This window comes from Streptomyces tremellae, from assembly GCF_039540215.1.
Taxonomy (GTDB): domain Bacteria; phylum Actinomycetota; class Actinomycetes; order Streptomycetales; family Streptomycetaceae; genus Streptomyces; species Streptomyces tremellae.
Genome location: NZ_BAABEP010000084.1, coordinates 1 through 22,137 on the forward strand (window position 1 = coordinate 1; position 22,137 = coordinate 22,137).

The 22,137-nt window shown below is 70.7% G+C and carries 16 protein-coding genes; 15 read left to right on the forward strand and 1 reads right to left on the reverse strand.

Annotated elements, in window-relative coordinates:
- The first annotated feature begins 325 nt into the window (after positions 1-325).
- The 10 genes from ABEA77_RS31325 to ABEA77_RS31370 all read left to right on the forward strand — a co-directional run bounded on the left by ABEA77_RS31325 (position 326) and on the right by ABEA77_RS31370 (position 13,430).
- On the forward strand, positions 326-1,222 hold the full coding sequence (locus tag ABEA77_RS31325) for an FAD binding domain-containing protein (protein WP_345655172.1): 897 nt from the start codon (positions 326-328) through the stop codon (positions 1,220-1,222).
- Entirely contained in the window at positions 1,219-3,435 is a 2,217-nt protein-coding gene (locus ABEA77_RS31330) for a 2Fe-2S iron-sulfur cluster-binding protein (protein WP_345655174.1), read from the forward strand. Before ABEA77_RS31325 ends, ABEA77_RS31330 begins: the two co-directional genes overlap by 4 nt.
- The gene (locus ABEA77_RS31335; RefSeq protein ID WP_425588428.1) at positions 3,432-5,732 is read left to right on the forward strand and encodes a xanthine dehydrogenase family protein molybdopterin-binding subunit; all 2,301 of its coding nucleotides are present in this window, start codon (positions 3,432-3,434) and stop codon (positions 5,730-5,732) included. Before ABEA77_RS31330 ends, ABEA77_RS31335 begins: the two co-directional genes overlap by 4 nt.
- Positions 5,733-5,890: 158 nt before the next feature.
- Positions 5,891-6,406 (forward strand): hypothetical protein, encoded by a 516-nt coding sequence (locus ABEA77_RS31340; protein WP_345655176.1) that lies wholly within the window; start codon positions 5,891-5,893, stop codon positions 6,404-6,406.
- Positions 6,403-7,965, forward strand: a complete 1,563-nt coding sequence (locus ABEA77_RS31345; protein WP_345655178.1) for a hypothetical protein — start codon at positions 6,403-6,405, stop codon at positions 7,963-7,965. Before ABEA77_RS31340 ends, ABEA77_RS31345 begins: the two co-directional genes overlap by 4 nt.
- A gap of 139 nt (positions 7,966-8,104) precedes the next feature.
- A complete protein-coding gene (gene mycP, locus ABEA77_RS31350; protein WP_345655179.1) occupies positions 8,105-9,214 on the forward strand; it encodes a type VII secretion-associated serine protease mycosin in 1,110 nt (369 codons plus the stop codon).
- Between the two features lie 165 nt (positions 9,215-9,379).
- Positions 9,380-9,811: a hypothetical protein gene (locus ABEA77_RS31355; RefSeq protein ID WP_345655181.1), complete on the forward strand. Its 432-nt coding sequence runs from the start codon at positions 9,380-9,382 to the stop codon at positions 9,809-9,811.
- A 13-nt stretch (positions 9,812-9,824) separates the two neighbouring features.
- Complete coding sequence (locus ABEA77_RS31360; protein ID WP_345655182.1) at positions 9,825-12,197, forward strand: ATP synthase subunit B family protein; 2,373 nt, start codon at positions 9,825-9,827, stop codon at positions 12,195-12,197.
- A gap of 37 nt (positions 12,198-12,234) precedes the next feature.
- A complete protein-coding gene (locus ABEA77_RS31365; RefSeq protein WP_345655184.1) occupies positions 12,235-12,972 on the forward strand; it encodes a hypothetical protein in 738 nt (245 codons plus the stop codon).
- 197 nt (positions 12,973-13,169) lie between these two features.
- Complete coding sequence (locus tag ABEA77_RS31370; RefSeq protein WP_345655186.1) at positions 13,170-13,430, forward strand: hypothetical protein; 261 nt, start codon at positions 13,170-13,172, stop codon at positions 13,428-13,430.
- Between the two features lie 442 nt (positions 13,431-13,872).
- On the opposite strand, the gene ABEA77_RS31375 is transcribed toward ABEA77_RS31370, so the two are convergent.
- Complete coding sequence (locus ABEA77_RS31375; protein ID WP_345655188.1) at positions 13,873-14,106, reverse strand: hypothetical protein; 234 nt, start codon at positions 14,104-14,106, stop codon at positions 13,873-13,875.
- Between the two features lie 1,101 nt (positions 14,107-15,207).
- Here ABEA77_RS31375 and mycP (ABEA77_RS31380) point away from each other — a divergent pair.
- From mycP (ABEA77_RS31380) to ABEA77_RS31400, 5 genes are all read left to right on the forward strand, one after another.
- Positions 15,208-16,506, forward strand: coding sequence for a type VII secretion-associated serine protease mycosin (gene mycP / locus ABEA77_RS31380; RefSeq protein WP_345655190.1), 1,299 nt, complete (start codon positions 15,208-15,210; stop codon positions 16,504-16,506).
- Positions 16,507-16,878: 372 nt separating this feature from the next.
- Positions 16,879-17,292, forward strand: a complete 414-nt coding sequence (locus ABEA77_RS31385; protein WP_345655192.1) for a hypothetical protein — start codon at positions 16,879-16,881, stop codon at positions 17,290-17,292.
- 9 nt (positions 17,293-17,301) lie between these two features.
- Positions 17,302-19,578, forward strand: a complete 2,277-nt coding sequence (locus tag ABEA77_RS31390; protein ID WP_345655194.1) for a hypothetical protein — start codon at positions 17,302-17,304, stop codon at positions 19,576-19,578.
- Positions 19,579-19,625: 47 nt separating this feature from the next.
- The gene (locus ABEA77_RS31395; RefSeq protein WP_345655196.1) at positions 19,626-20,333 is read left to right on the forward strand and encodes a hypothetical protein; all 708 of its coding nucleotides are present in this window, start codon (positions 19,626-19,628) and stop codon (positions 20,331-20,333) included.
- Positions 20,334-20,667: 334 nt separating this feature from the next.
- A partial coding sequence (locus ABEA77_RS31400; RefSeq protein WP_345655198.1) for an MFS transporter occupies positions 20,668-22,137 on the forward strand: 1,470 nt, incomplete at its 3' end.

Consider the following 22,137-nt stretch of genomic DNA (forward strand, 5'->3'; position numbering starts at 1 on the left):
CCGCCGGAGCCGCCCGAGCTCCCCGAGCCGCCACTGCCCCCCGACGACGAGCCGCCTGGCCGCGCGCACGGAACACCCGCAGGACAGGGCCGTTCGCAAACCGCCCGTACGGTTTTCGAACGGAGTGAACGCGGCAACCCGCCCGCATGGCCCCAACACCCTGACGAACGCGGACTTTCCACCCGTCAAGGTGCGGATACGTCCTTCGTGGACCCTCGCGTCGGGCGGCTCGGAAGATGTGCCAGAGTTGCCACGTCCGGCCTGTGAGCACGTACGGTACGGCACACAGGCGGGACTGCCGGGACACCGGAAAGGGGCAGCTGGGTTGACCACGCACGCACCGCAGACAGCACAGTCCGTGACGCTCCCGGCCTCGCTCGACGAGGCCGTGGCGGCGCTGGCGGCCATGCCCGCCGCGGTGCCTGTCGCAGGTGGGACGGACCTCATGGCGTCCGTCAACAGGGGGCAGTTGAGGCCCGCCGCGCTCGTCGGACTCAACCGGATGAGCGAACTGCGCGGCTGGCACTACCAGGACGGCCACGCCCTCCTCGGCGCCGGCCTCACCCACGCCCGCATGGGCCGCCCCGACTTCGCCGCGCTGATCCCCGCGCTCGCCGCCTCCGCGCGCGCCGCCGGGCCCCCGCAGATCCGCAACGCCGGGACGCTCGGCGGCAACATCGCGACCGCCGCGCCCACCGGCGACACGTTGCCCGTGCTCGCCGCCCTGGAGGCCGACCTCATCGTCGCGGGCCCGGACGGCGCGCGCCGCGAGATCCCCGTCACCCACCTGCTCGCGGGCCGCGAGATGCTCGCCCCCGCCGAACTCATCGGCTTCGTCCGGGTGCCGCTGCTGCACGCCCCGCAGGTCTTCCTCAAGGCCACGGGGCGCACCGGACCCGGGCGCGCCACCACCTCCGTCGCGGTCGTGCTCGACCCGGCGCGGCGCGGCGTGCGCTGCGCGGTCGGCGCCGTCGCGCCGGTGCCGCTGCGGCCCCTTGAGGCCGAGCAGTGGATCGCGTCGCTCATCGACTGGGACGGTGTGCGCGGCCTCACCCAGGAGGCGCTCGCGGCGTTCGGGGAGTACGTGGCGGCGGCCTGCGTGCCGGACCCGCTGCCGCCGGCCGACGGGGGAGAGGCGCCGGGGCCCTCGCCCGCCGTGCAGCACCTGCGGCGTACCGTCGCCACCCTGGCCCGGCGAGCACTGGGGAGGGCGCTCTCGTGACCGACAACGCACCAGGCGGCGTGCAGGGCGCCGACGACTGGCCGGAGCCCGGCCGTGAGGCGGAGGCCGGCCGGGGCGCGTGGCGCCCGGTGCCGCACGGCGGCGAGTACGACGCGGAGGCCACCGCCTTCGTCCAACTGCCGCCGGAGGGCGACGCCGACGCGCCGCTCGCCGCCCCCGGCCACGGCTACGTACCGCCGATGATCACTCCGCTCCAGCCCGACCCCGCGGTCGCCGGCACCTGGGGGGCGCCGGACCCGCAGGCGGACCAGGGCGACCAGCACCACTACGGCGGCGGCTACGGGCAGGACCCGTACGCGCAGCACGGTGTCCAGGACCCGTACGGCACCCAGGACATGTACGCGCAGGACCCGTACGGTCAGGCGCCCTACGGACACGACCCGGCCGCCCAGCAGTACGGGGCGTACGCGCCCCAGCAGCACGCCGTCCCGCAGCACGACCCCGGCGCGACCGGCCACTGGGACTTCACCGAGGCGCTCGACACCCGGGGGACCGGCCTCGACCCGGGCGCGGGGGCCGCGGACGAGCCCCCCCAGGAGGCTCAGGCACCCCCGCAGCCCGCGTCCGCCGGGCAGTGGCGCATCCCCCTCGCGACCGGCGACGTGCTGGACGACTCGGGCGAGTTGAGCGCCGCGCTCGCGGCGTCGCCGTGGAATGCGGGCGTCATGCCGCCCGCCACCCTGCCGGGCGGAGCCCGCGCCCCCTGGGCCCCGGAACCGGAACCCGAACCGGAACCCCAGGCGCCGTCCCGCGAGGAGGTCCAGCACGGCTGGGCCCCGACGGCCGACGCCGCCGCCGAGGCCCGCGAGGCCGTCCGCGACACCGGGTTCGCCCCCGCAGGGGACGGGACGGGCCACGAGCCGCCGCTGCCCGACGAGCGGGACGGCGCCGTCCCGGACCTCCGGACGCCGGACGGCGCCGCGGGCGGGGCAGCCGCGGCGGCCACCGGGGAGCAGGGCGCCGCGGAGCCCGTAACGGCGGGTGAAGAGGGCCTTGAGGACGCGGGGCAGGGCCCGGAGGACGCCGCCGGCCAGGGGCCGGAAGACGCGGGGCAGGACCGGGAGCAGGACGCGGTACGGGACGAGCCGGCGTCCGCAGGGGCCGCGGACGGCACGGGGGCCGGCGGGGCGGCTGACGGGCCCGGGACAGCTGACCGGGAGCCGACCGAAGCGGAGGCCCCGGCGGAGGGTGCGGACGGGATCGAGGACGGGGCCGGCGCTGTCGCTGTCGCTGTTGATGGGTCCGAGGGCGGCGCCGGGAGCGGCGCTGAGGACGGAGTCCTCCACGCCGACGGCGCCCCCGAGGCCGCCGGCGGCCCGGAACACTCCGGCACCCAGGGCCCTTCCGGCGGCCCGGAACACTCCGGCGCCCCGGGGCCCTCCGATGTGCCCGAGCCCGGTGGCGCCGCCTACGGCCGGGAGTTCGTGGCCGCGCAGGTGCCGGGACCGCACCCCGCCGAGGCGCCCGCGCCCGGCGAGGAGTCGGCCGACCAGCCCTTCCCGGACCACGACGAGGTCGAACACCCCACCTTCTCCTACGTGTTGCGGGTCAACGGCCAGGACAGGCCCGTCAACGACGCCTGGATCGGCGAGTCCCTGCTCTACGTCCTGCGCGAGCGGCTCGGCCTCGCGGGCGCCAAGGACGGCTGCTCGCAGGGCGAGTGCGGCGCGTGCAACGTCCAGGTCGACGGGCGGCTCGTCGCCTCCTGCCTGGTCCCGGCCGCCACCACCGCCGGGTCCGAGGTGCGGACCGTGGAAGGACTCGCCGCGAACGGCGAACCGTCCGACGTGCAGCGCGCGTTGGCCGCCCGCGGCGTGCAGTGCGGCTTCTGCATCCCCGGCATGGCGATGACCGTCCACGACCTGCTCGAAGGCAACCACGCCCCCAGCGAGTTGGAGACCCGCCAGGCGCTCAGCGGCAACCTCTGCCGCTGCTCCGGCTACCGGGGCGTCCTCGAAGCCGTCGACGAGGTCGTCGCGGAGCGCGCCGCCGCCGTCGAGGCCGCCCACGCCGCCGAGCCCGCCCACCTCGCGCCCTCCGCGCCCGGCGCGGGCACCCAGGGCACTGGGGAGAGCGGTGCGAGGATCCCGCACCAGGCCCCGCCGGGCGCGGGCGGTGTCCAGGCACCGCACGGCGCCCACGAGCCCCAGGGGCCGCACCACCCGCACGCGAACGACGGAGGCATGGCGTGAGCGACGACCTGGCCACCGAACCCGACTCCGCGGCCCAGGACGGCGAGGCCCCCACGCACGGGCTCGGCGCGTCCCTCCCCGCGGCCGAGGCCCGCGCCAAGGCGGAGGGCACCTACCCGTACGCGGCCGACCTGTGGGCCGAGGGCCTGCTGTGGGCGGCCGTCCTGCGCTCCCCGCACCCGCACGCCCGCATCGTCTCCGTCGACACCTCGGCCGCCGCCCGCATGCCCGGCGTGCGCGCCGTCATCACCCACGCCGACGTCCCGGGCGACTCCTCGTACGGCCGCAAGGTCGCCGACCGCCCCGTCTTCGCGTCCGACGTCGTGCGCCACCACGGCGAGGCGATCGCCGCGATCGCCGCGGAACACCCCGACGCCGCCCGCCTCGCCGCCGCCGCCGTCGCCGTCGAGTACGAGGTGCTCGAACCCGTCACCGACCCCGAAAAGGCCTTCTCCGCCGAGCCGTTGCACCCCGACGGCAACCTGGTCCGGCACATCCCGCTGCGCTACGGCGACCCGGCGGCGCAGGGCGACGTCGTCGTCGAGGGCCTCTACCGCATCGGGCGGCAGGACCCCGCGCCGGTCGGCGCGGAAGCGGGCCTCGCGGTGCCCCGCCCCGACGGCGGCGTGGAGATCTACACCGCCTCCACCGACCCGCACACCGACCGCGACCTCGCCGCCGCCTGCTTCGGACTCCCGCCCGAGCAGGTCAAGATCGTGGTCACCGGGGTGCCAGGCGCGACCGGCGACCGCGACGACCCCGGCTTCCAGATCCCCCTGGGGCTGCTGGCGCTGCGCACCGGCCGTCCCGTGAAGCTCGCCGCGTCCCGCGAGGAGTCCTTCCTCGGCCACGCCCACCGCCACCCCACTCTGCTGCGCTACCGCCACCACGCCGACGCCGAGGGCCGGTTGGTGAAGGTCGAGGCACAGATCCTGCTCGACGCGGGCGCGTACGCCGACCAGTCGTCCGAATCGCTTGCGGCGGCCGTCGCGTTCGCCTGCGGCCCCTACGTCGTCCCGCACGCCTTCGTCGAGGGCTGGGCCGTACGCACCAACAACCCGCCCTCGGGCCACGTGCGCGGCGAGGGCGCCATGCAGGTGTGCGCGGCCTACGAGGGCCAGATGGACAAGCTCGCCGCCAAACTCGGCCTCGACCCGGCCGAGTTGAGGCTGCGCAACGTTCTCGCGACCGGCGACATGCTGCCCACAGGGCAGACCGTGACGTGCCCGGCGCCCGTCGCCGAACTCCTGCGCTCCGTACAGGAGTTCCCGCTCCCCACCCTGCCGAAGGACACCCCCGAGGAGGCGTGGCTGCTGCCCGGAGGACCCGAGGGCGCCGGCGAGCCCGGCGCGGTGCGCCGCGGCGTCGGCTACGCCCTCGGCATGGTGCACATGCTCGGCGCCGAGGGCGCGGACGAGGTCTCCACCGCCACGGTCAAGGTCCACGACGGCACCGCGACCGTCATCTGCGCCGCCGTCGACACCGGCCAGGGTTTCGCCACCCTCGCCCGGCAGATCGTGCAGGAGACGCTGGGCGTCGAGGAGGTCCACGTCGCCGCGGTCGACACCGACCAGCCGCCCGCGGGCCCCGCCACCCACGGCCGCCACACCTGGGTCTCCGGCGGCGCCGTCGAACGCGCCGCGAAGATGGTGCGCACCCAGCTGCTCCAGCCGCTCGCCCACAAGTTCGGCATGTCGACCGAGCTCCTCCAGATCGCCGACGGCAAGATCACCTCGTACGACGGCGTGCTCTCCACCACCGTCACCGAGGCCCTCGACGGCAAGGAGCTGTGGGCCACCGCGCAGTCCCGGCCGCACCCCACAGAGCCGCTCGACGAGTCGGGCCAGGGCGACGCGTTCGTCGGCCTGTCCTTCTGCGCGATCCGGGCCGTCGTCGACGTCGACATCGAACTCGGCACCGTACGCGTGGTGGAGATGGCCGTCGCCCAGGACGTCGGCCGCGTCCTCAACCCCGCCCAGCTGCGCACCCGCATCGAGGCGGGCGTCACCCAGGGCATCGGCGCCGCGCTCACCGAGAACCTCCGCACCAGCCGCGGCCTGGTGCGCCACCCCGACCTCACCGGCTACACCCTGCCGACCGCGCTCGACGCGCCGGACGTCAGGATCGTGCGGCTCGTGGAGGAGCGGGACGTCGTCGCGCCGTTCGGCGCCAAGCCAGCGAGCGCGGTCTCCGTCGTGACGTCGCCCGCCGCGGTCGCCTCCGCCGTACGCGCGGCCACCGGCCGCCCCGTGGGCAGGCTGCCCATCAGGCCCCAGGCGGCGGTCGTCCAGGCGTGACGGCCCGGATGTAACGGCCCGGGGCGCCGGCCCGGGGCGCGAACGCCGTTGCCGTGTCAGCCCTCGCCTGCGTACTGTCACTGGCGGTCGATACAGTGGCTACGGCATGACGGTGCGCGGACGGCCATCCGCGCGGCGGCGGGACGGGGGAGACAGTCGTGGTAGCGGCGGCAGCGGACGGCGGCGGAGGCTCGGGCGGCCTCTTCGGGAACATGTTCAGCGAGCTGATCGGCAGCGTGCAGTCGGCGGTCGGCGACGTCGTGAACAACCTCGCCGACATGAAGCAGTTCAAGAAGGACGTCGACGGCCTGCTCACCGAGCTCCACGGCTCCCAGGCCGCGCCCACCCGCGTCGGCCAGGACCGCATGCAGCGCACCCACCTCGGCGGCGAGGGCTTCCACGAGGCCCAGTACCTCTACGCCTCCTACGACACCGTCCACACCGAGCTGGAGAACCTCTCCAAGGTCCTCGGCCTCCAGATCGAGAGCCTCAGCCTCGCGATCGAGACGTCCGGCAAGAGCTACAACGACCTGGACGACGACATCAAGGCGCGCATGCACAAGCTCAACAGCGAGATCGAAGCCCAGTACCACCCGGATCGGGATCCGTATGCCCACAAGCAGGGCCCCACGTCCGGCACGGGGGGCTACGGCGAGCACGGCGGCGCCTCATGACCGCGCCCGGCGGCGAGACGGATTTCGAGTCGATGTCGCATGCGGAGATGGTGGCGTTGTTGCGGTCGGCGGATGCGCGGACGGCGGCGGGTGTTTCGGAGAAGCTGGCTTCGGTTGCGGAGACGGTGAGCAAGATCGGTGAGCATCTGAAGGCGCATGTCAGGGCTTTGGAGTGGGAGGGTGAGGGGGGTGATGCGTTTCGTGAGTGGGGTGATCAGACGGCGAATGCGACGTTGAAGCTGGCTTCGTATGCGGGGGGTGCGGGCAGGTGGATGGGTCATGTGTCGCAGACGATCGTGGAGGCGCATGCGAATATGCCGGCGTTGTCGGTGACGGTGGGGGCTCGGTCGGATCTGCGGGATGCGGCGCGGGCGTTGGCGGACAGTGGTTCTCCGGGGTGGGAGAAGTCGGCGATGTTGGCGTCGTCGCGGATCGAGTCGGCGCGTGCGGATGCTGCGGTGCAGATGCGGAGGTTGGCGTCGTCGTATGTGCAGGCGGGTACCGAGATCAACAAGTTGAAGCCGCCCACGTTCCCGCCGCCGGCGAATGGGCTCGGTAACGATTGGATCGATCCGCACTCAGAGATCACTCGACCCGGCAGCAGCGGGACGGCCCCACGGTTTGCCAATTCGGAAGGCGGCAGAGAACCGGCGACTGGCGGCTCTCACGGCGGGCAGTTCGGTGCGCATCAATTGATTCGAGGATCTTCGGCGTTCAGCCACCCCTCCGCTCCTTCGGCTACACATTCCCCGGCGATCGGTGCCTCGCATGCGCCGGACTCACACATGGATATCGACAGCGCGGTGCCGACGGTTTCCCCGACGAGGACAGAGTCCCCTCTTGGCCCACCGCCTCACGGTCTCGACCTGGGAGGGGCGTCTCCGGGGGTTGTTCCTCCTGCTTTCGGCGGCGCGCCCGGAGCTGCTTACGGCATCGGCTCGCGGGGCAGCGATTTCGCGAAACGGCCGGGCGTGGGGAGTGCGGGCGCGGGGATCCCGCGCGTGCCGAACGCCGGTGAGGCTATGGCCGCGGGCAGGGGAAGCACGCTCCCGCGTGAGAATGGGATCATCGGTGGACGACCCGTGCAGTCGCCGAGCGGCAGACCGCCGGCGGGGCTGCCCCGCGGCCTGGTCGTCGGCGGTGAAGAGGGCACCAACGGCGCCGGCGGTCAACGGCCGATGATGGGCCGCGGTATGCCCGGCATGCACATGGGCGGGCAGGGCGGGTTCGCCGCAGGCCGCAACGGTCTCGTCGGCGGGCGTCGACTGGCCTCGGAAACCGGTGGTGCCGTGGGTCGGCCCGCGCAGTCTGGGCGGTTGGGTGAGAGTGCTTTCACCCGCGGAGGCTCTGGGCTCGTACGTGAAGGCTCGGCCCGGGACCAGGGAACCGCCGGGGAGCGTCCCGGCCAGGCAGGTCGGGCCGGAGCACCGCCTCATGGCGGCTCTGGCTCCCGACGCCGTAAGGGTGACCGGTCAACGGAGCGTCCTGACTACCTGATTGAGGAAGAAGAGACCTGGCAGCAGGGCGACCGGCGGGTCGTGCCCCCTGTCATCGACTGAGTCCGCCGGATTGGCCAGAGGGAAGATGCGCAGAACACGCCCACGATCGCTGTGTTACCGGGCCGCCGCATGCGGGATGGGCGGGCTTCTCCTGGGGGCGACGGCAGTACCCGCGCAGGCCGCGGACACCGTCCGCGAGATGCAGTGGCACCTCGACGCCATGGAGGCCAACCAGATCTGGAAGATCACCACCGGAAAGGGCGTGGCGGTGGCGGTCATCGACTCAGGTGTCGACACATCACTTCCTGATCTGCGAGGGCAGATCCTCCCCGGGAAGGACTTCTCCCAGCAGAAGGGAGACGAGTACACGGACGTGGCCGGGCACGGGTCAGGTATGGCGGCCCTGATCGCGGCCACCGGAAAACTCGGACCTGCTCAGGGTTCGTGGGGGCTGGCTCCGGGAAGTAAGATCATTCCGGTTCGCATTCCCTATGCGGATGAGGAGTTCGCCAAGGGCGGGAAGCCCTTCGACACCAGCATGGCCGAGGCCATTCGATGGGCCGCGGACTCGAAGGCGCGGATTCTCAGCATTTCTGTCGCAAGGGCCACGCAGGACAGTCCCGAGTTGCAGTCCGCCGTGAAATACGCTCTCGGCAAGGGGAAACTGATCTTTGCAGGGGTCGGCAACAGCGGCGAAAAAGGCAACCCTGTTGAGTACCCCGCCGCTACTCCCGGCGTCGTGGGCGTCGGCGGCCTGGACCGTAAGGCGGTCTCCCTCCCGCTCTCGGAAACCGGTCCTCAGGTGGACATCTCCGCACCGGCTCAGGACATCGTCAAGGCGTGTGCGGGCAAGACGGGGCTGTGCGGCGGCAGCGGCACCAGTGACGCCACCGCACTGACCTCCGCGTCGGCCGCCCTTCTCTGGTCGAAGCACCCGGACTGGACGAACAACCAGGTCCTACGCGTGCTGTTGAACACCGCAAGCGGCGTCGAAGGCGGTGCGCGGCACAACGAGGAGGTCGGCTACGGGGCCGTACGCCCCCTCGTGGCGCTCAAGAACCCCGGCGACCCCGGTCCCGCCGACGTCTACCCGCTGCCGGACCTGGCGGCGTCGGAGAAGTCGGCCGACCCGTCGTCGGGCGCAGAGGGCCGCACCGGCCAGAGCGCGTCCCCCGCGGCGAGCCCGTCGTCGAGTTCCGGCGGCCACACCGCACTCTGGACCGGCACAGGCGTGGCCGCTGTGATCGTCGCTCTGGGAGCCGGCTTCACCGTGACCCGCGCCCGGCGCAAGGCGCCCAGCGCGCGCTGACGGCGACCCCGCAGACCGGGCCGTACCAGGGGCGTGGGGCCAGGCCCGAGCCCTGAGAGGCTTGCCATGAACAGTTAAAGTATCTGGGACCGTGGCGCTGGTTCCTCGTGGTTCAGCGTGGAGCCGCGTGGCTGCGTGCGATGGAGCGGGTGATGGGGGAGCGGCATGTCGTTCGATGAGGAGTGGGCGTCCGCGCGCGAGCAGGCGGCGCGGAATGTCGGCATGGAGCTGAACCACATGGCGCCGGAGCCCAGTGGGCCGGGCGGGCCGTTGGGCAAAGACCTCCAGGTCAACCAGGACCACCTCGGGGCGCTGGGAAACGCCGCCTACCACCTGCACGACCGTCTTTCGGCGGACGGGCGGATCGCCGACGAGAGCACACAGACCGCGGCGACGGCCATGAGCGGCAGCAACTACCGCACGGGTGTGGCGTTGCAGGGCGTGCACGACACCTGGAAGTCGCAGGTCGGCACCCTGCTCGGCGCGTGCGCTCTCATATCGAACCACCTCGACTACAGCGCGTCGTCCCATGCGAAGGAGGAAGCGACCATCCAGACGTCCATGCAGGTGACGGCCATTGACCACTACTTCGGGTAACCCACGGGCAGCCATGTTGACCTTCGACGACGTGTACTATGCCCCGCTCGGCAAGCTGTCCAAGGCGATGGACGAGTGGTCGACCATGGCCGGCAGGCTGGAGAAGCTCGCCGTCACCGCGCGTACGACGATGGCGGACAAGGCGAAGGACGACTACTGGGCCGGGGCCAACGCCGACGTGACCAAGCCGATGATCGACAAGACTGCGAAGGAGTTCGGCGACGCGGCCAAGGAGGCCAAGGGCATCCACGCGATCATCTCGGAGGCGTACGCCGCGTTCAAGAAGGCGAAGGACGAGCTCCAGAAGCTCATCGACCATGCCAAGGACCAGCATCTGAAGATCGGTTCCGATGGCAGGGTCGAGGCGCTGCACCCCGTCGAGCAGGACAACGACGCGCGCCACGATCCGGACTTCGCCGACATGTACCGCCGGCAGCAGAACCGGATCGCCGCACTGCAGAAACAGGTCGACGCCGTTGTGGAAACGTGTGATGACGCCGACCTGTCGGCATCCAACGCCCTCAAGGCCGATGCCACGCGCGACAAGCACCAGTTCAGCGCGCCGGTCTACAGCAGTCTCGATGCCGAACAGGCGCACCGAGCGGCCGAACTCGCACGCAGGGGCGCTGACCTCTCCCACACTCAACTCCAACAGCTGAACGAGCTTCTGCGTGACAACAACACATCCCGTGAGTTCTCAAGGGACTTCTACAGCAACCTGGGGCCGAAAGAGTCCTTGGTCTTCTACGGGCAGCTCGCGGCGAGCCCGTACGGCCCGGGCACGGATCTCGACACGACCAGACTCAAGGACGTCCAGGCGTTGCAGAAGAACCTGGGGATGACGCTCGCCACCGCGACGCAGCCACAGGGCAAGGATGATGACTGGGCATCCAAGTGGTCAGCGCGCATGCGGCAGTTGGGAACTCAGCAGCTGCCACTCACGAAGAACTCCATGAACCCCAGCGGCGCCCCGTACGGGTACCAACTGCTCGGCGGCATCCTGCGGTACGGCGACAACTACAACCCGAAGTTCCTTGATCCCATCGCGGAGCACGTGACACAGCTCCACGCCAAGGACCCGTACATGTTCTTTCAGAACAAGCAGATCAATGCCCCGAACGATCCCGCGTTCTTCAACCCCTCGGGCAAGGACGGCGCTGGCTACGACCCGGTGACCGGTGTGCTGGAGGCGCTGGGGCACAGCCCGGACGCGTCGAAGCACTTCTTCCACGACGTCCCGCACGCGTACGACGAGGACGGCCACCTGGTGAGCGGTCCCCCGAAGCGCGCCGACGGCAAGGAGATCTCGGACTATCTGAAGTTCTACGCCAACGTCGGCTACCAGACGGCTCCGGACACGACGAGCCTGGACCCCAAGGCCCTGAAGGCGTCCGCCGACTACACGTCGGACGCGTTGGGCCACGCATTGGAGTCGGCCACGCTGGGGTACCCGTACGACGACCCCGAGCCCGACCCCGCGGAGGCGCTGAAGCACCGGGACGCGATGTCCGCGAGCATCATGAAGCAGGTCATCACCACGTACGGAGGCGACTCCGGCGCGGAGTTGATTTACAAGCGACAGCAGGCTCTCTCCGACAGCCTGGGCAACATGGCCGGCGGCTACGTGGACGATCTGAACTGGGCGACGTCCGGCGATCACCAGGACAGCGCCTTCGCTCCGTCATCCAACCCCCACGCGCACGTGAAGATGACGAGTTTCGAGGCGAAGGGCTTCCTCAGCACCCTCGGGCAGAGCCCTGATGCCTATTCCACCGTCTCTCAGGCGAACCGGCTGTACGCGGACTCCGCGCTGGAGCGTTTCGCAGGTACGGACGGGCATCCCGAATGGGGCCGCCTGGATGAGATATCGCGGTACACGTCAGGTGTCCAGGGGACACTGGACGACGGTCGTGCCGCCGAGATATCGGCGCAGCACGGTCATACGGCCGACGAGTACAGCAAGGCGATGGAGAAGCGCTCGGGCTGGATCGATCTGGGAGTGGGGGCTGCGGTCGGGGCCGGTGCGGCGTTCTTGCCGATCTCGGCCCCCGTTGCCGGGGTCGGGGCGATCCTCGTGCCGCTGGCGATGGACAACGGACAGGAAGTCGTGAACAACTACGTGGGTGACCTCACCGGTGGTTGGATCGATTCCAGCGCGGACAACCACAACGACCAGGTGGCACAGGACGGCCGCGACCAGGTGCGTGCCGTGATGCAGGACGGTCAGAGCAATGCGGACAAACCGCTGCAACTGTTCCTGCAACGGCACGGACTGAGGACCACTGATCCCCAAGTGGAGCAGTTTCTCGGTGCGGGCAGAGACGAATACAACACCGCGTCGAACATCTCACAGTGGACGCGTAGTGAGCCGCAGACGGATGACTGAGCGGACAATGAGCGGCGGCGTGGGGAAGGGATCCTCCGTGAGGCAGATGTGGCGGGCCGGCGCGCTGTTGCTTGTGCTCGCGTCCACCGTCGTGGGGTGCGAGGACGGCGGCGGCAACGCGAGCGGAGGCGACGGGCGTTCGCAGGGCTCCGCTCAGGTCGGCGCGGACAGGGTGTGCCACGGCGCGTTGTCTGCGGAGGGCGTCAAAGCGCTCGGAGTCATGACCGCCGTCAAGAAGTACGCGCCGGACGATGTCCGGACGGATCCCGCGCGGGCCGTGGCGGAGCTGGTTGCCTCGTACGTTCCCGGTACGCCGACGGATCCGACGACCTTCACCCAGGAGGCGAAAGGGCGGGCGTGCAAGGTCACTCCGGCCGGCGGTCCCCTGTGGGACGCCGAGGTGGACCTGTCGTTCGTCGCGAAGGAGAACGCGAAGGGTACTTATCGACTGGGACCCAACGTGGCCTATGCCGACGAAGTGATGGCCGAACTCTACTTCCCCTGCCAGAGCCCCCGGTTGCCCGGCAATGAGGACGGCCCACTGGTGGTGAAAGCCGCGTTGAGATCGAGTCCGCACAGTGGGAAGCGCACGCCGGGGTCGGCTGCGGAGACGGAGCGACTGCGGCGGGCCAATCTGACGTTCCTGAACTCGGTCGCCTATGCGGCTGCCAAGAGCCTCCGCTGCTCGGGAAACGGGGGCGTGCGGCAGGTGGCAGCCGTGGAGAACGCGCCGAGCCCGGAGCCCCCGAATACGTCCCCTCCGGTCGCCGGATGAGGAACGCGGCGAGGCCAAGGTGGCCGGTCGACCGGTCTCTTGGGCCACGGTGTGCGACGGGATCGTGCAGGCCGAGACGCGCTTATCTGGTCAAGGACGCGAACGCCGGTTTCCGCCGCCGGTTTCATCCCCGAGAACACCGTCTACGAGGCTGGTCCTGGCAGCGGGAGACAGCAGGTCGCGCAGGTGTGACCCATGTGAGCAAGACATTTGCCTGTTTGTGGGTGAATGTGTATCAGCGGCAGGTGAACATCGGCTGTCGGCGGCCGGGGAGTACGCCGGCGGGTGGGCATCCGGCGACGTTGCACGGTGGCCTGCGTTTTCGGGACGGGTTCGACGACCGCTCCGCGACGCAGGCCCTGTATGTCTCGGCGGCGCGGATCCTGCCGGCCGTGGGCTGCACCAATGATGTGACCGTTCCGGCCACGCTTCCGGACCGGGACCCGCGGATGACGTGACGGAACGCAACGGGGCAGGCCGGAGGCGCCGCTGCGGGAGCCGACCGTGGGGCAGTACCATCCGGTCGGGACCTGTACAAGTCGATGGCCAAGGCCCGCTGATCGGTACGGGCGGACAGTTCGAAGCACGGGGGAGGCGCTTCATGGGCTCACCGGGTGGTGGAAAGCCGGTACCGGGCGAGACGGATTTCGAGTCGATGTCGCATGCGGAGATGGTGGCGTTGTTGCGGTCGGCGGATGCGCGGACGGCGGCGGGTGTTTCGGAGAAGCTGGCTTCGGTTGCGGAGACGGTGAGCAAGATCGGTGAGCATCTGAAGGCGCATGTCAGGGCTTTGGAGTGGGAGGGTGAGGGGGGTGATGCGTTTCGTGAGTGGGGTGATCAGACGGCGAATGCGACGTTGAAGCTGGCTTCGTATGCGGGGGGTGCGGGCAGGTGGATGGGTCATGTGTCGCAGACGATCGTGGAGGCGCATGCGAATATGCCGGCGTTGTCGGTGACGGTGGGGGCTCGGTCGGATCTGCGGGATGCGGCGCGGGCGTTGGCGGACAGTGGTTCTCCGGGGTGGGAGAAGTCGGCGATGTTGGCGTCGTCGCGGATCGAGTCGGCGCGTGCGGATGCTGCGGTGCAGATGCGGAGGTTGGCGTCGTCGTATGTGCAGGCGGGTACCGAGATCAACAAGTTGAAGCCGCCCACGTTCCCGCCGCCGGCCTCTCGTCTGGGTGACCGTTGGAAAGATCCCGACCCGCACGTATCGCCGCTGGGCGTCTCCGGTGGAGGCGTTCGCCGCTCGACGGCGGACGGCGGTCGTCTGGCTGCGACGGTCACGGGTGGGCCTGCGGGCGGTGGCGTCGTGTCCCGTGATGACTCGTCCTCGGTCGCTCACGCCACCTATGGCGGAGGTGCCCATGTGGGGCCGAGCTCGTTTGCCCACAACCCGCGCACCGAGATTGACGGTGTGACGTCCCAGACCATGCCCAGGGATGGGCAGCAGACTCTGCCCCCTCCCGTACCGGACCGGGCTTCGCGCCCTCAGCCGGTGCCCAGCGTCGTTCTCCCGCCCTTCGGTGGTACAGGTGCCGGGCCGAGCGGCCTCAGTAGCCGAAGGAGTAGCGGTACTCCGGTAGGGCAGCTGCCCCGGGCGGGTGCTTTGGGTGGTCCTTCCGATGGCATGGCGCAGACCGGCGGTCGGTCGTCTCTCCCGCGCCAAAGCGGGATCATCGGGGGGCGGCCTGTGGAGTCGCCTGCCGGTAGACCGCCCGCGCGTCTGCCGCGCGGCACGGTGATCGGCTCTGAAAGGGCGGATGGCAGCAGCGGACGGCAGATGATGGGACGTGGGGTGCCGGGCACGCACGGGGGGAGCGGCGGCGTACCGGACGCGGGACGAAACGGTCTGGTCGGAGGACGTCGTCTTGCTTCCGAGCCCGGCGGAGTGGTGGGACGTCCCGGACAGCCCGGAAGGATGGGCGCTCGTCCCTTCACGCAGGGCGGGGCGGGGTTGTTGCGGCAAGAGGAAGCGGCTTCGTCGCAGCGGAGAGGCCAATTGGACCGTACGGGGCCTCTGCCCCGTGCCGGAGTCGGTGCGCGACGTCCCGTGAGTGAGGGCGATGGCGAGCGTCCGGACTACCTGATCGAGGAAGAAGAGACCTGGCAGCAGGGCAACCGGCGGGTTGTACCTCCTGTCATCGACTGAGCCCGCCGGATTGGTCAGAGAAGATGCGCGCAGCACGCCGACGTTCGGCGCTTTCCAGGTCCGTGGTGGTATCAGGGATCGCCGCCTTGCTGTTCGGCGTGGCCGCGGTGCCCGCGGCGGCCGCAGGAACGGTGCGCGATCAACAGTGGCACCTCAATGCCATGGAGGCTGACCAGATCTGGAGGATCACGACTGGCAAGGGCGTGTCGGTGGCCGTGATCGATTCGGGCGTCGACAAGTCCTTGGCGGATCTCCAGGGACGGATGCTGCCTGGCAAGGATTTCTCAACGCAGAAGGGAGACGAGTACAACGATGTCGCCGGCCACGGCTCTGCCATGGCTGCGCTGATAGCTGCCACGGGAAATCTCGGTCCTACCCGGGGGTCGTGGGGCCTCGCGCCCGGGGCGAAAGTGATTCCCATTCGGATTCCCTACGTGAACGAGGAGTCGGCGAAGGGCGGCGTGCCGTTCGATACCAGCATGGCGGCAGCGATCAGGTATGCCGCAGATACATCGGCCAAGGTCATCAACATCTCGGTCGGCGACATAGGGCACGACAGTTCGGAACTCCAAGGGGCGGTGAAGTATGCCCTCTCCAAAGACAAGCTCGTCTTCGCTGCTGTCGGGAATGAGGGGGAGAAGGGAAACCCGGTCGAGTATCCGGCCGCGACTCCCGGAGTCGTCGGGGTCGGTGGGCTCGATCGCAAGGCGGCGCAGCTTCCTCTTTCGGAGACCGGGCCGCAGGTCGACATCTCGGCGCCTGCCCAGGACATCATCAAGGCTTGTCCCGGCGGGTCCGGGCTGTGCGGCGGCAGCGGCACCAGTGACGCCACCGCACTGACCTCCGCCTCGGCCGCCCTTCTCTGGTCGAAGCACCCGGACTGGACGAACAACCAGGTCTTGCGCGTTCTGCTGAACACGGCGAGTGGTGTCGCCGGTGGTGGGCGGCACAACGAGTCGGTGGGGTACGGGGCCGTTCGGCCGCTGGTCGCCTTGAAGCACCCGGGGGATCCCGGGCCCGCGGACGTGTATCCGCTGCCCGACCTCGCCGCGTCGGAGAAGTCGGCCGCCCCGTCCGCCTCGGACGGTGCTCGGGCGAGCGGCGGGAGCAGCGGCGGCGGGCAGGGCCACGCGCCCGCCGCGAGCACCGCCTCGGGCTCGGGCAGTGGGGGCGGCACGGGGCTGTGGATCGGAGTCGCCGCCGCCGTGGTCGCGGTGGCGGGCGCGGCGGCGTTCGCGGTCTCGCGGGCCCGTCGCAGGTCCGCGGCCGTCGCGCCGCCGCAGCCGCCGGGCCCGTACGCGTACACGACGCAGCTACAGCCGGGTGACCCGCCGCAGGCCCCGGGGCACCCGGACCGGCAGGCCTCCCGGTACCCGGGGCAGTAGCCGCCGCCTCCGGCGGGAAGGGAGCCCGCCCCGCCGGGCAGCGGTGTCTGACGCGGCGGAAATCCCGGCAGGCGAGTTGCCACTGCTTTCATCGACTGTCCGGAAAGCTCGAATAGGGCGATTCCTCCCGGAAATCGGCACCCCTGGCATATCAAAGGAATGATAAAGTGCCCGGGACTATGAGGAGCCGGGTGGCGTTCTGGCGCACGGCGACACGGGGGAGCGGGGGCGCCTTGTCATGCGACGGCGGGCGGGTGTCTGACCGCGCTCGGGGCGGGCGGAACGCCAGTGTGACGTCGGAGCGTGCGACCCCGGGCCCTGTCGGCGGAGACGGTGCGGCGGCCGGTCTCGGTTCTCACTGACGGGGGCATCATGTCGTTCGATGAAGAGTGGGCGTCCGCGCGGAGCGCCGCGGCCGACAACGCGAGAATGCGGCTTGCCGGTGCCGCAGGCGGGGGCGCCGGCGCCGACTACAAGGTCACCTCGCCCGACCTCAAGGCCGTCGGGAACGACGCCCAAAGCCTGTTCCACCAGTTCGAGTCAGACGCGTTCCACGCCGGAGCGAACACGGGTACGGCCGCCGACACGCTCAGTGCTGACGGCTTCGCCACCGGCTCCGCCCTGTGGACCGCGTGGGACACCTGGCGGACTCAGGCCGAGACACTGCTGAGTGCCTGCGCGCACATCCACAACCACCTCGAAGACACCGTGGTCAGTCACAAGAACCACGAAGAGACCCTGATCAGCAACTTCTCGATCGCCGAGATCGACAAGCACTTCACGTGAGGGTCGGGCATGTTGACGTTTGAGCAGGTCCTGCATGCGAACCTGAGCGGCCTCGACGACGCGGTGAAGGACTGGGGCGCCACCGTCACGAAGCTTGAGGCGCTCGAACGGTCCGCCGACGCCATGAAGGCCAAGGCGGAGAAGGCCGACTGGGCCGGGGAGAACGCCGGGGTGACCCGTGAGTTCGTGCGGAAGACGGCCAAGGAGTTCGGCGACGCGAAGACGGAGGCGAGCAGTATCCGCAACATCCTCCGTGACGCGCACACGGAGTTCGCGGCAGCCAGGAAGGCCCTCAACACCGTCGTGGACGAGGCCCCCGCCAAGGGCATACGCATAGACCCCGACGGTGTCGTCAGCTATCTGGTCCGTCCCGACAGCAGGTCGAGCGATTACGACGGGCCCAAGCCCACCGAGGAGCAGTTCGCGGCCACCAGGTCCGCCATCAAGGCGGCCGTCGAACGGGCGAACGACGCGGACGGGATCGCGTCCCGTGCGCTGCGCACGCTGGTGGGCAAGGACAAGAACGACTTCTCCGGGACCGACTACAGCTCCCTCAAGTCCGCCTCCAAGGCACAGGACACCGAAGACGCCAAGAAGGCCGCCGCGATCGTGGCGAAGGGGGACGACGCGACCCCCGACGAGGTCAAGCGGCTCAACAAGTACCTCGCGGACAACAAGGGCGACCAGTATTTCGCCGAGCAGTTCGCCCTGGATGTCGGCGCGAAGGGGAATCTGGACTTCTGGGCGGACATCGGCGACCCGAGTGACGGGTCGCGTCTCGGCGCCGACCACAAGGACCTGCTCAAGGACCTCCAGAAGAACTGGAGCCTGACGCTGGCCAGCGCCACACACTCCGACAGCCCGGCGATGAACCAGTGGAAGACCGACATCATCAACGCGGGTGCGGAGCCGATCCACACGCGCGGCACCTCGCCCTACGGCTTCCAGGTCATGAGCAACCTGATGCGGTACGGGAAGTTCGACTCCACGTTCCTCCACGACTACGGCGACGCGCTCGTCGTCACCGAGAACAAGATGACGAAGAACGGCCTGGGGAAGCCCAGCATGTTCTGGACCTCCTCGCTCGGTGGCATGTCGCATCTCAACTGGAGCGGAACGGACATCGGACACGACCCGATGGAAGGCTTCATGGAGTCGCTCGGACACAACCCCAAGGCGTCCGCCGACTTCTTCAACAGCAGTATCGACCTGACGCCCGGCGACACGACGGACGACAAGAAGGTCGACGCCTTCGACTACCTCACGAAGGACCGGGACTGGCCCAAGGACGTCGTCGACGGTGGCGAGAGCAACAAGTTCGGCTACGACAGCCTCGGCCACGCCCTGGAGTCGGCCACCCTGGGTCACTCGTACGACGACCAGCACGCCGCACTGGTACGCACCGACGACGGCGCCAAGGTGATGCAGAAGGTCGTGGCGCAGTACGGGGGCGACGCCGAACTGCTCAAGAAGCAGGAGTCGTTGTCCGACAGCCTGGGGAACATGGGGGCCGGGTACATCGACGACCTGGACTGGGGACTCGACAAGAACGCCGACGACAGTGTCTTCGCGCCGGGCAAGAACCACGGCGCGCACGCCGAGTTCGGCAGGTCGGACACGCGCGGGTTCCTGAGCTCCCTCGGCCAGCATCCGGACGCCTACGCCTCCGTGACCGATGCCCAGCGCGTCTACACGACCTCGGTGCTTGAGGCGCAGGTGAATGCGGACGGCACGGTCACCAACGAGGGCCTCGCCCGTCACGCCGTGAACATCGGCGCCCAGACCCAGGGCATTCTCGACCAGTCCCGCGCGGACCAGATCGGGGCCGAGTACGGCAAGACCGCTGATGACTATGCGAAGGCCATGGAGAAGCGGTCGGGGTGGATCGATCTGGGTGTCGGGGCTGCTGTGGGGGCGGGCGCCGCGTTCCTGCCGATCTCGGCGCCCGCCGCCGGAGCGGCGGCGGTTCTCGTCCCGCTCGCGGTGGAGAACGGCCAGGGCGTCATCGAGCAGTACGCGGGGCAGATGATGGGCGACTGGTCGGACGCTTCGCAGGAGAAGTACACGGACGGCCTGGGCGACCAGGCACACCAGGAGCGGGCTGCTGTCTTCAAGGCCGGCGAGGAGAACGTCGAGGGTCCCGCGAACGTGTTCATCGAACAGCACAACCTCAACCACGTCGGCGACGGCAACTTCGCCGAGGATCTGCGGCAGAGTGCCCAGGACGGGTACAACACAGGCAATCTCCGGGAGGTCCAGCAGGGCAATCAGCCACAGACGGGCTGAGGCTGACGGTGGCAAGGGCTGGTTCGAGTTGATCGATGGGAATTGACGTGCGTGCATGGAGGGCGGTCGGGGCCGTCGGGGTGGTCGTCGGGATCGGGGCGGGTGTCCTCGGCTGCGGTGGTGGCGGCGATGACGGCGGCCGAGCGCAGAAGACGGTCTCGGCGGCCGAGGTCTGCGGCGGTGCGCTCTCGCCGCATGCCGCGAAGTCGTTGGACTTCCTGACGGGTTCGAAGGAGTACCTGCCGTCCAGCGGCAGTGACGCGGATCTCGCGAGGGCCGCCGCCGAGCTGCGGGACGGGTATGTGGCCGGTGTCGACGCCGAGGACCTCGACGTGAAGCCGGCCACCGCGTGTGCCGTGCCCAACCTCAGGACGGTCGGCACCTCGGACCTGCGCGTGCAGTTCAGCTTCGCCACGGCGCAGGAGGCCGACAGGAAGACGTTCTCCGGGCATGTGCGCTACGGGATCGGGCGCAACGCGTTCGTGAACCCCGACTGGGCGTACCTCTACTTCGACTGTGTCAGCCCACGGCTCAAGGGCAGCACGGAGAAGCAGCCCGCCATCGTGGAGTCCGTCCTGTCGAACGCCGCGCTGAGCCAGCACAGGAGCGAACCGGACGGCACCCGGCGGCAGATCGACGAGGCCAACCTCTCCGTGCTGAACTCGGTCGCGCTCAGGGTGGCGGGGAAGCTCCAGTGCGCGGACAGCGGCGGCCTCACCTCCGACCCGGCGCTCCGCCCCGCCGGTGGCGCGTGACGGACGCCGTGCGCGGCTTCCTCCTCCCGGCTTCTGTGGACGGGCGCCGCGGCGCGCGGGGCGGGGGGACCTGAGCTGCCGGTCTGAACTGCCGTAGGGGTCCAGCACCACGACGGCCGGGTCCGCCAAGGGGCCCGCGGACGACACGCTCACGAAGTACGGCGTCGGGAGCGGTGCGTACGTCGGTGTCGCGCGTGCGTATCCGGGCACAGGGCCCGTCCGGTCTGTCCGGGGCTCGGGCCCGCCGCGCCCCCGGGGGCGTACGTCCAAGGGACCAGGTGGGACCCGTCGTCGGACAGGGGCCATGGGCGGCTGTGACCCTTACGCTGGCGGGGTGGAGACGCCTGAGCCGCGCGACGCCGATGTCGCTGCCTTCGAGCCCGCCGAGCCGGCGGGGCCGCCCGGGACTGCGGGGTCGGCGGGGCCGGCGGGCACGAAGGAGGGCGCGGGGACGGGCGCGCCGGCGGGTGACGGGGTGCTGCGGGCGCCGTATCGGGCGCTGAGCGTCGGGATCGTGTCGGCCGTGCTGCTCATCGCGTTCGAGGCGACCGCCGTGGGGACGGCGATGCCGGTGGCGGCGCGGGAGCTGCACGGGATCCCGCTGTACGCCTTCGCGTTCTCCGCGTACTTCGCGACCAGTCTGTTCGGGATGGTCCTCGCCGGGCAGTGGGCGGACCGCGCAGGGCCGCTCGCGCCGCTCACCGCCGGGATCGGGATGTTCGCGGCGGGGCTGCTCGTCGCGGGGACCGCCGCGGGCATGTGGGTGTTCATCGTCGGCCGCGCCGTGCAGGGTCTTGGCGGGGGCCTGGTGATCGTCGCGCTGTACGTCGTCGTGGGGCGCGTGTACCCGCGGCGGCTGCGGCCCTCGATCATGGCGGCGTTCGCGGCTGCCTGGGTCGTCCCGTCCGTGGTGGGGCCGCTCGCGGCCGGCACGGTGACGGAACAGCTGGGCTGGCGCTGGGTGTTCCTCGGCATCCCGGTCCTGATCGTGCTGCCGCTCGCACTCGCGCTGCCCGCGATCCGGCGGATGGCCGCGGGCCGCGCCGATCCGCGGGCGCCCGCCCCGCGCTTCGGCCGGCGCCGCCTCGTGCCGGCGCTCGCGCTGTCGGCCGGCGCCGCGCTGCTCCAGTACGCGGGCGAGGACCTGCGCTGGGTGTCGCTGGTGCCGGCCGCGGCGGGCGCCGCGCTGCTCGGCGCCGCCGTGCCCAGGCTGCTGCCCGCGGGGACCTGGCGGGCGGCGCGCGGGCTGCCCGCCGTGGTGGCGCTGCGCGGGGTGGCCGCGGGGTCGTTCATCGCCGCGGAGAGCTTCGTGCCGCTGATGCTGGTGACGCAGCGCGGCCTGTCGCCGACCATGGCGGGCCTCTCGATCGCGGTGGGCGGGGCGACCTGGGCGCTCGGCTCGTACGCGCAGTCGCGACCGCGACTCCAGCCGCACCGGGAGCCGTTGACGGCCCTCGGCATGGTGCTGGTGACGCTGGGGATCGCGATCGCGCCCGCGGTGCTGGTCCGCGCGGTGCCGGTGTGGGTGGTGGCGGTCGCGTGGGCGGTCGGCTGCCTCGGCATGGGGACCGTCATCTCCTCGACGAGCGTGGTCGCGCTGAGCCTGTCCGCGCCGGACGAGGTCGGCGCGAACTCCTCTGCCCTCCAGATCTCGGACGGCCTGTCGAACGTCCTGATGCTGGCCGTGGGCGGCGCCGCGTTCGGTGCGTTCGGCGGCGGCGGGGTCGGCGCCGGCGGCGGCGCGCCCGTCGCGGGGGGGTGCCCCTATGGGTTTCGTCAAGCTGATGGGGCGGGCTGTGGGTCG

Coding starts and splice junctions, on each gene's coding strand:
- ABEA77_RS31345 (WP_345655178.1), top strand. CDS start 6,403: ATGACCGCGCCCGGCGGCGAGACGGATTTCGAGTCGATGTCGCATGCG.
- ABEA77_RS31385 (WP_345655192.1), top strand. CDS start 16,879: ATGTCGTTCGATGAAGAGTGGGCGTCCGCGCGGAGCGCCGCGGCCGAC.
- mycP (WP_345655179.1), top strand. CDS start 8,105: ATGCAGTGGCACCTCGACGCCATGGAGGCCAACCAGATCTGGAAGATC.
- ABEA77_RS31355 (WP_345655181.1), top strand. CDS start 9,380: ATGTCGTTCGATGAGGAGTGGGCGTCCGCGCGCGAGCAGGCGGCGCGG.
- ABEA77_RS31360 (WP_345655182.1), top strand. CDS start 9,825: ATGTTGACCTTCGACGACGTGTACTATGCCCCGCTCGGCAAGCTGTCC.
- ABEA77_RS31390 (WP_345655194.1), top strand. CDS start 17,302: ATGTTGACGTTTGAGCAGGTCCTGCATGCGAACCTGAGCGGCCTCGAC.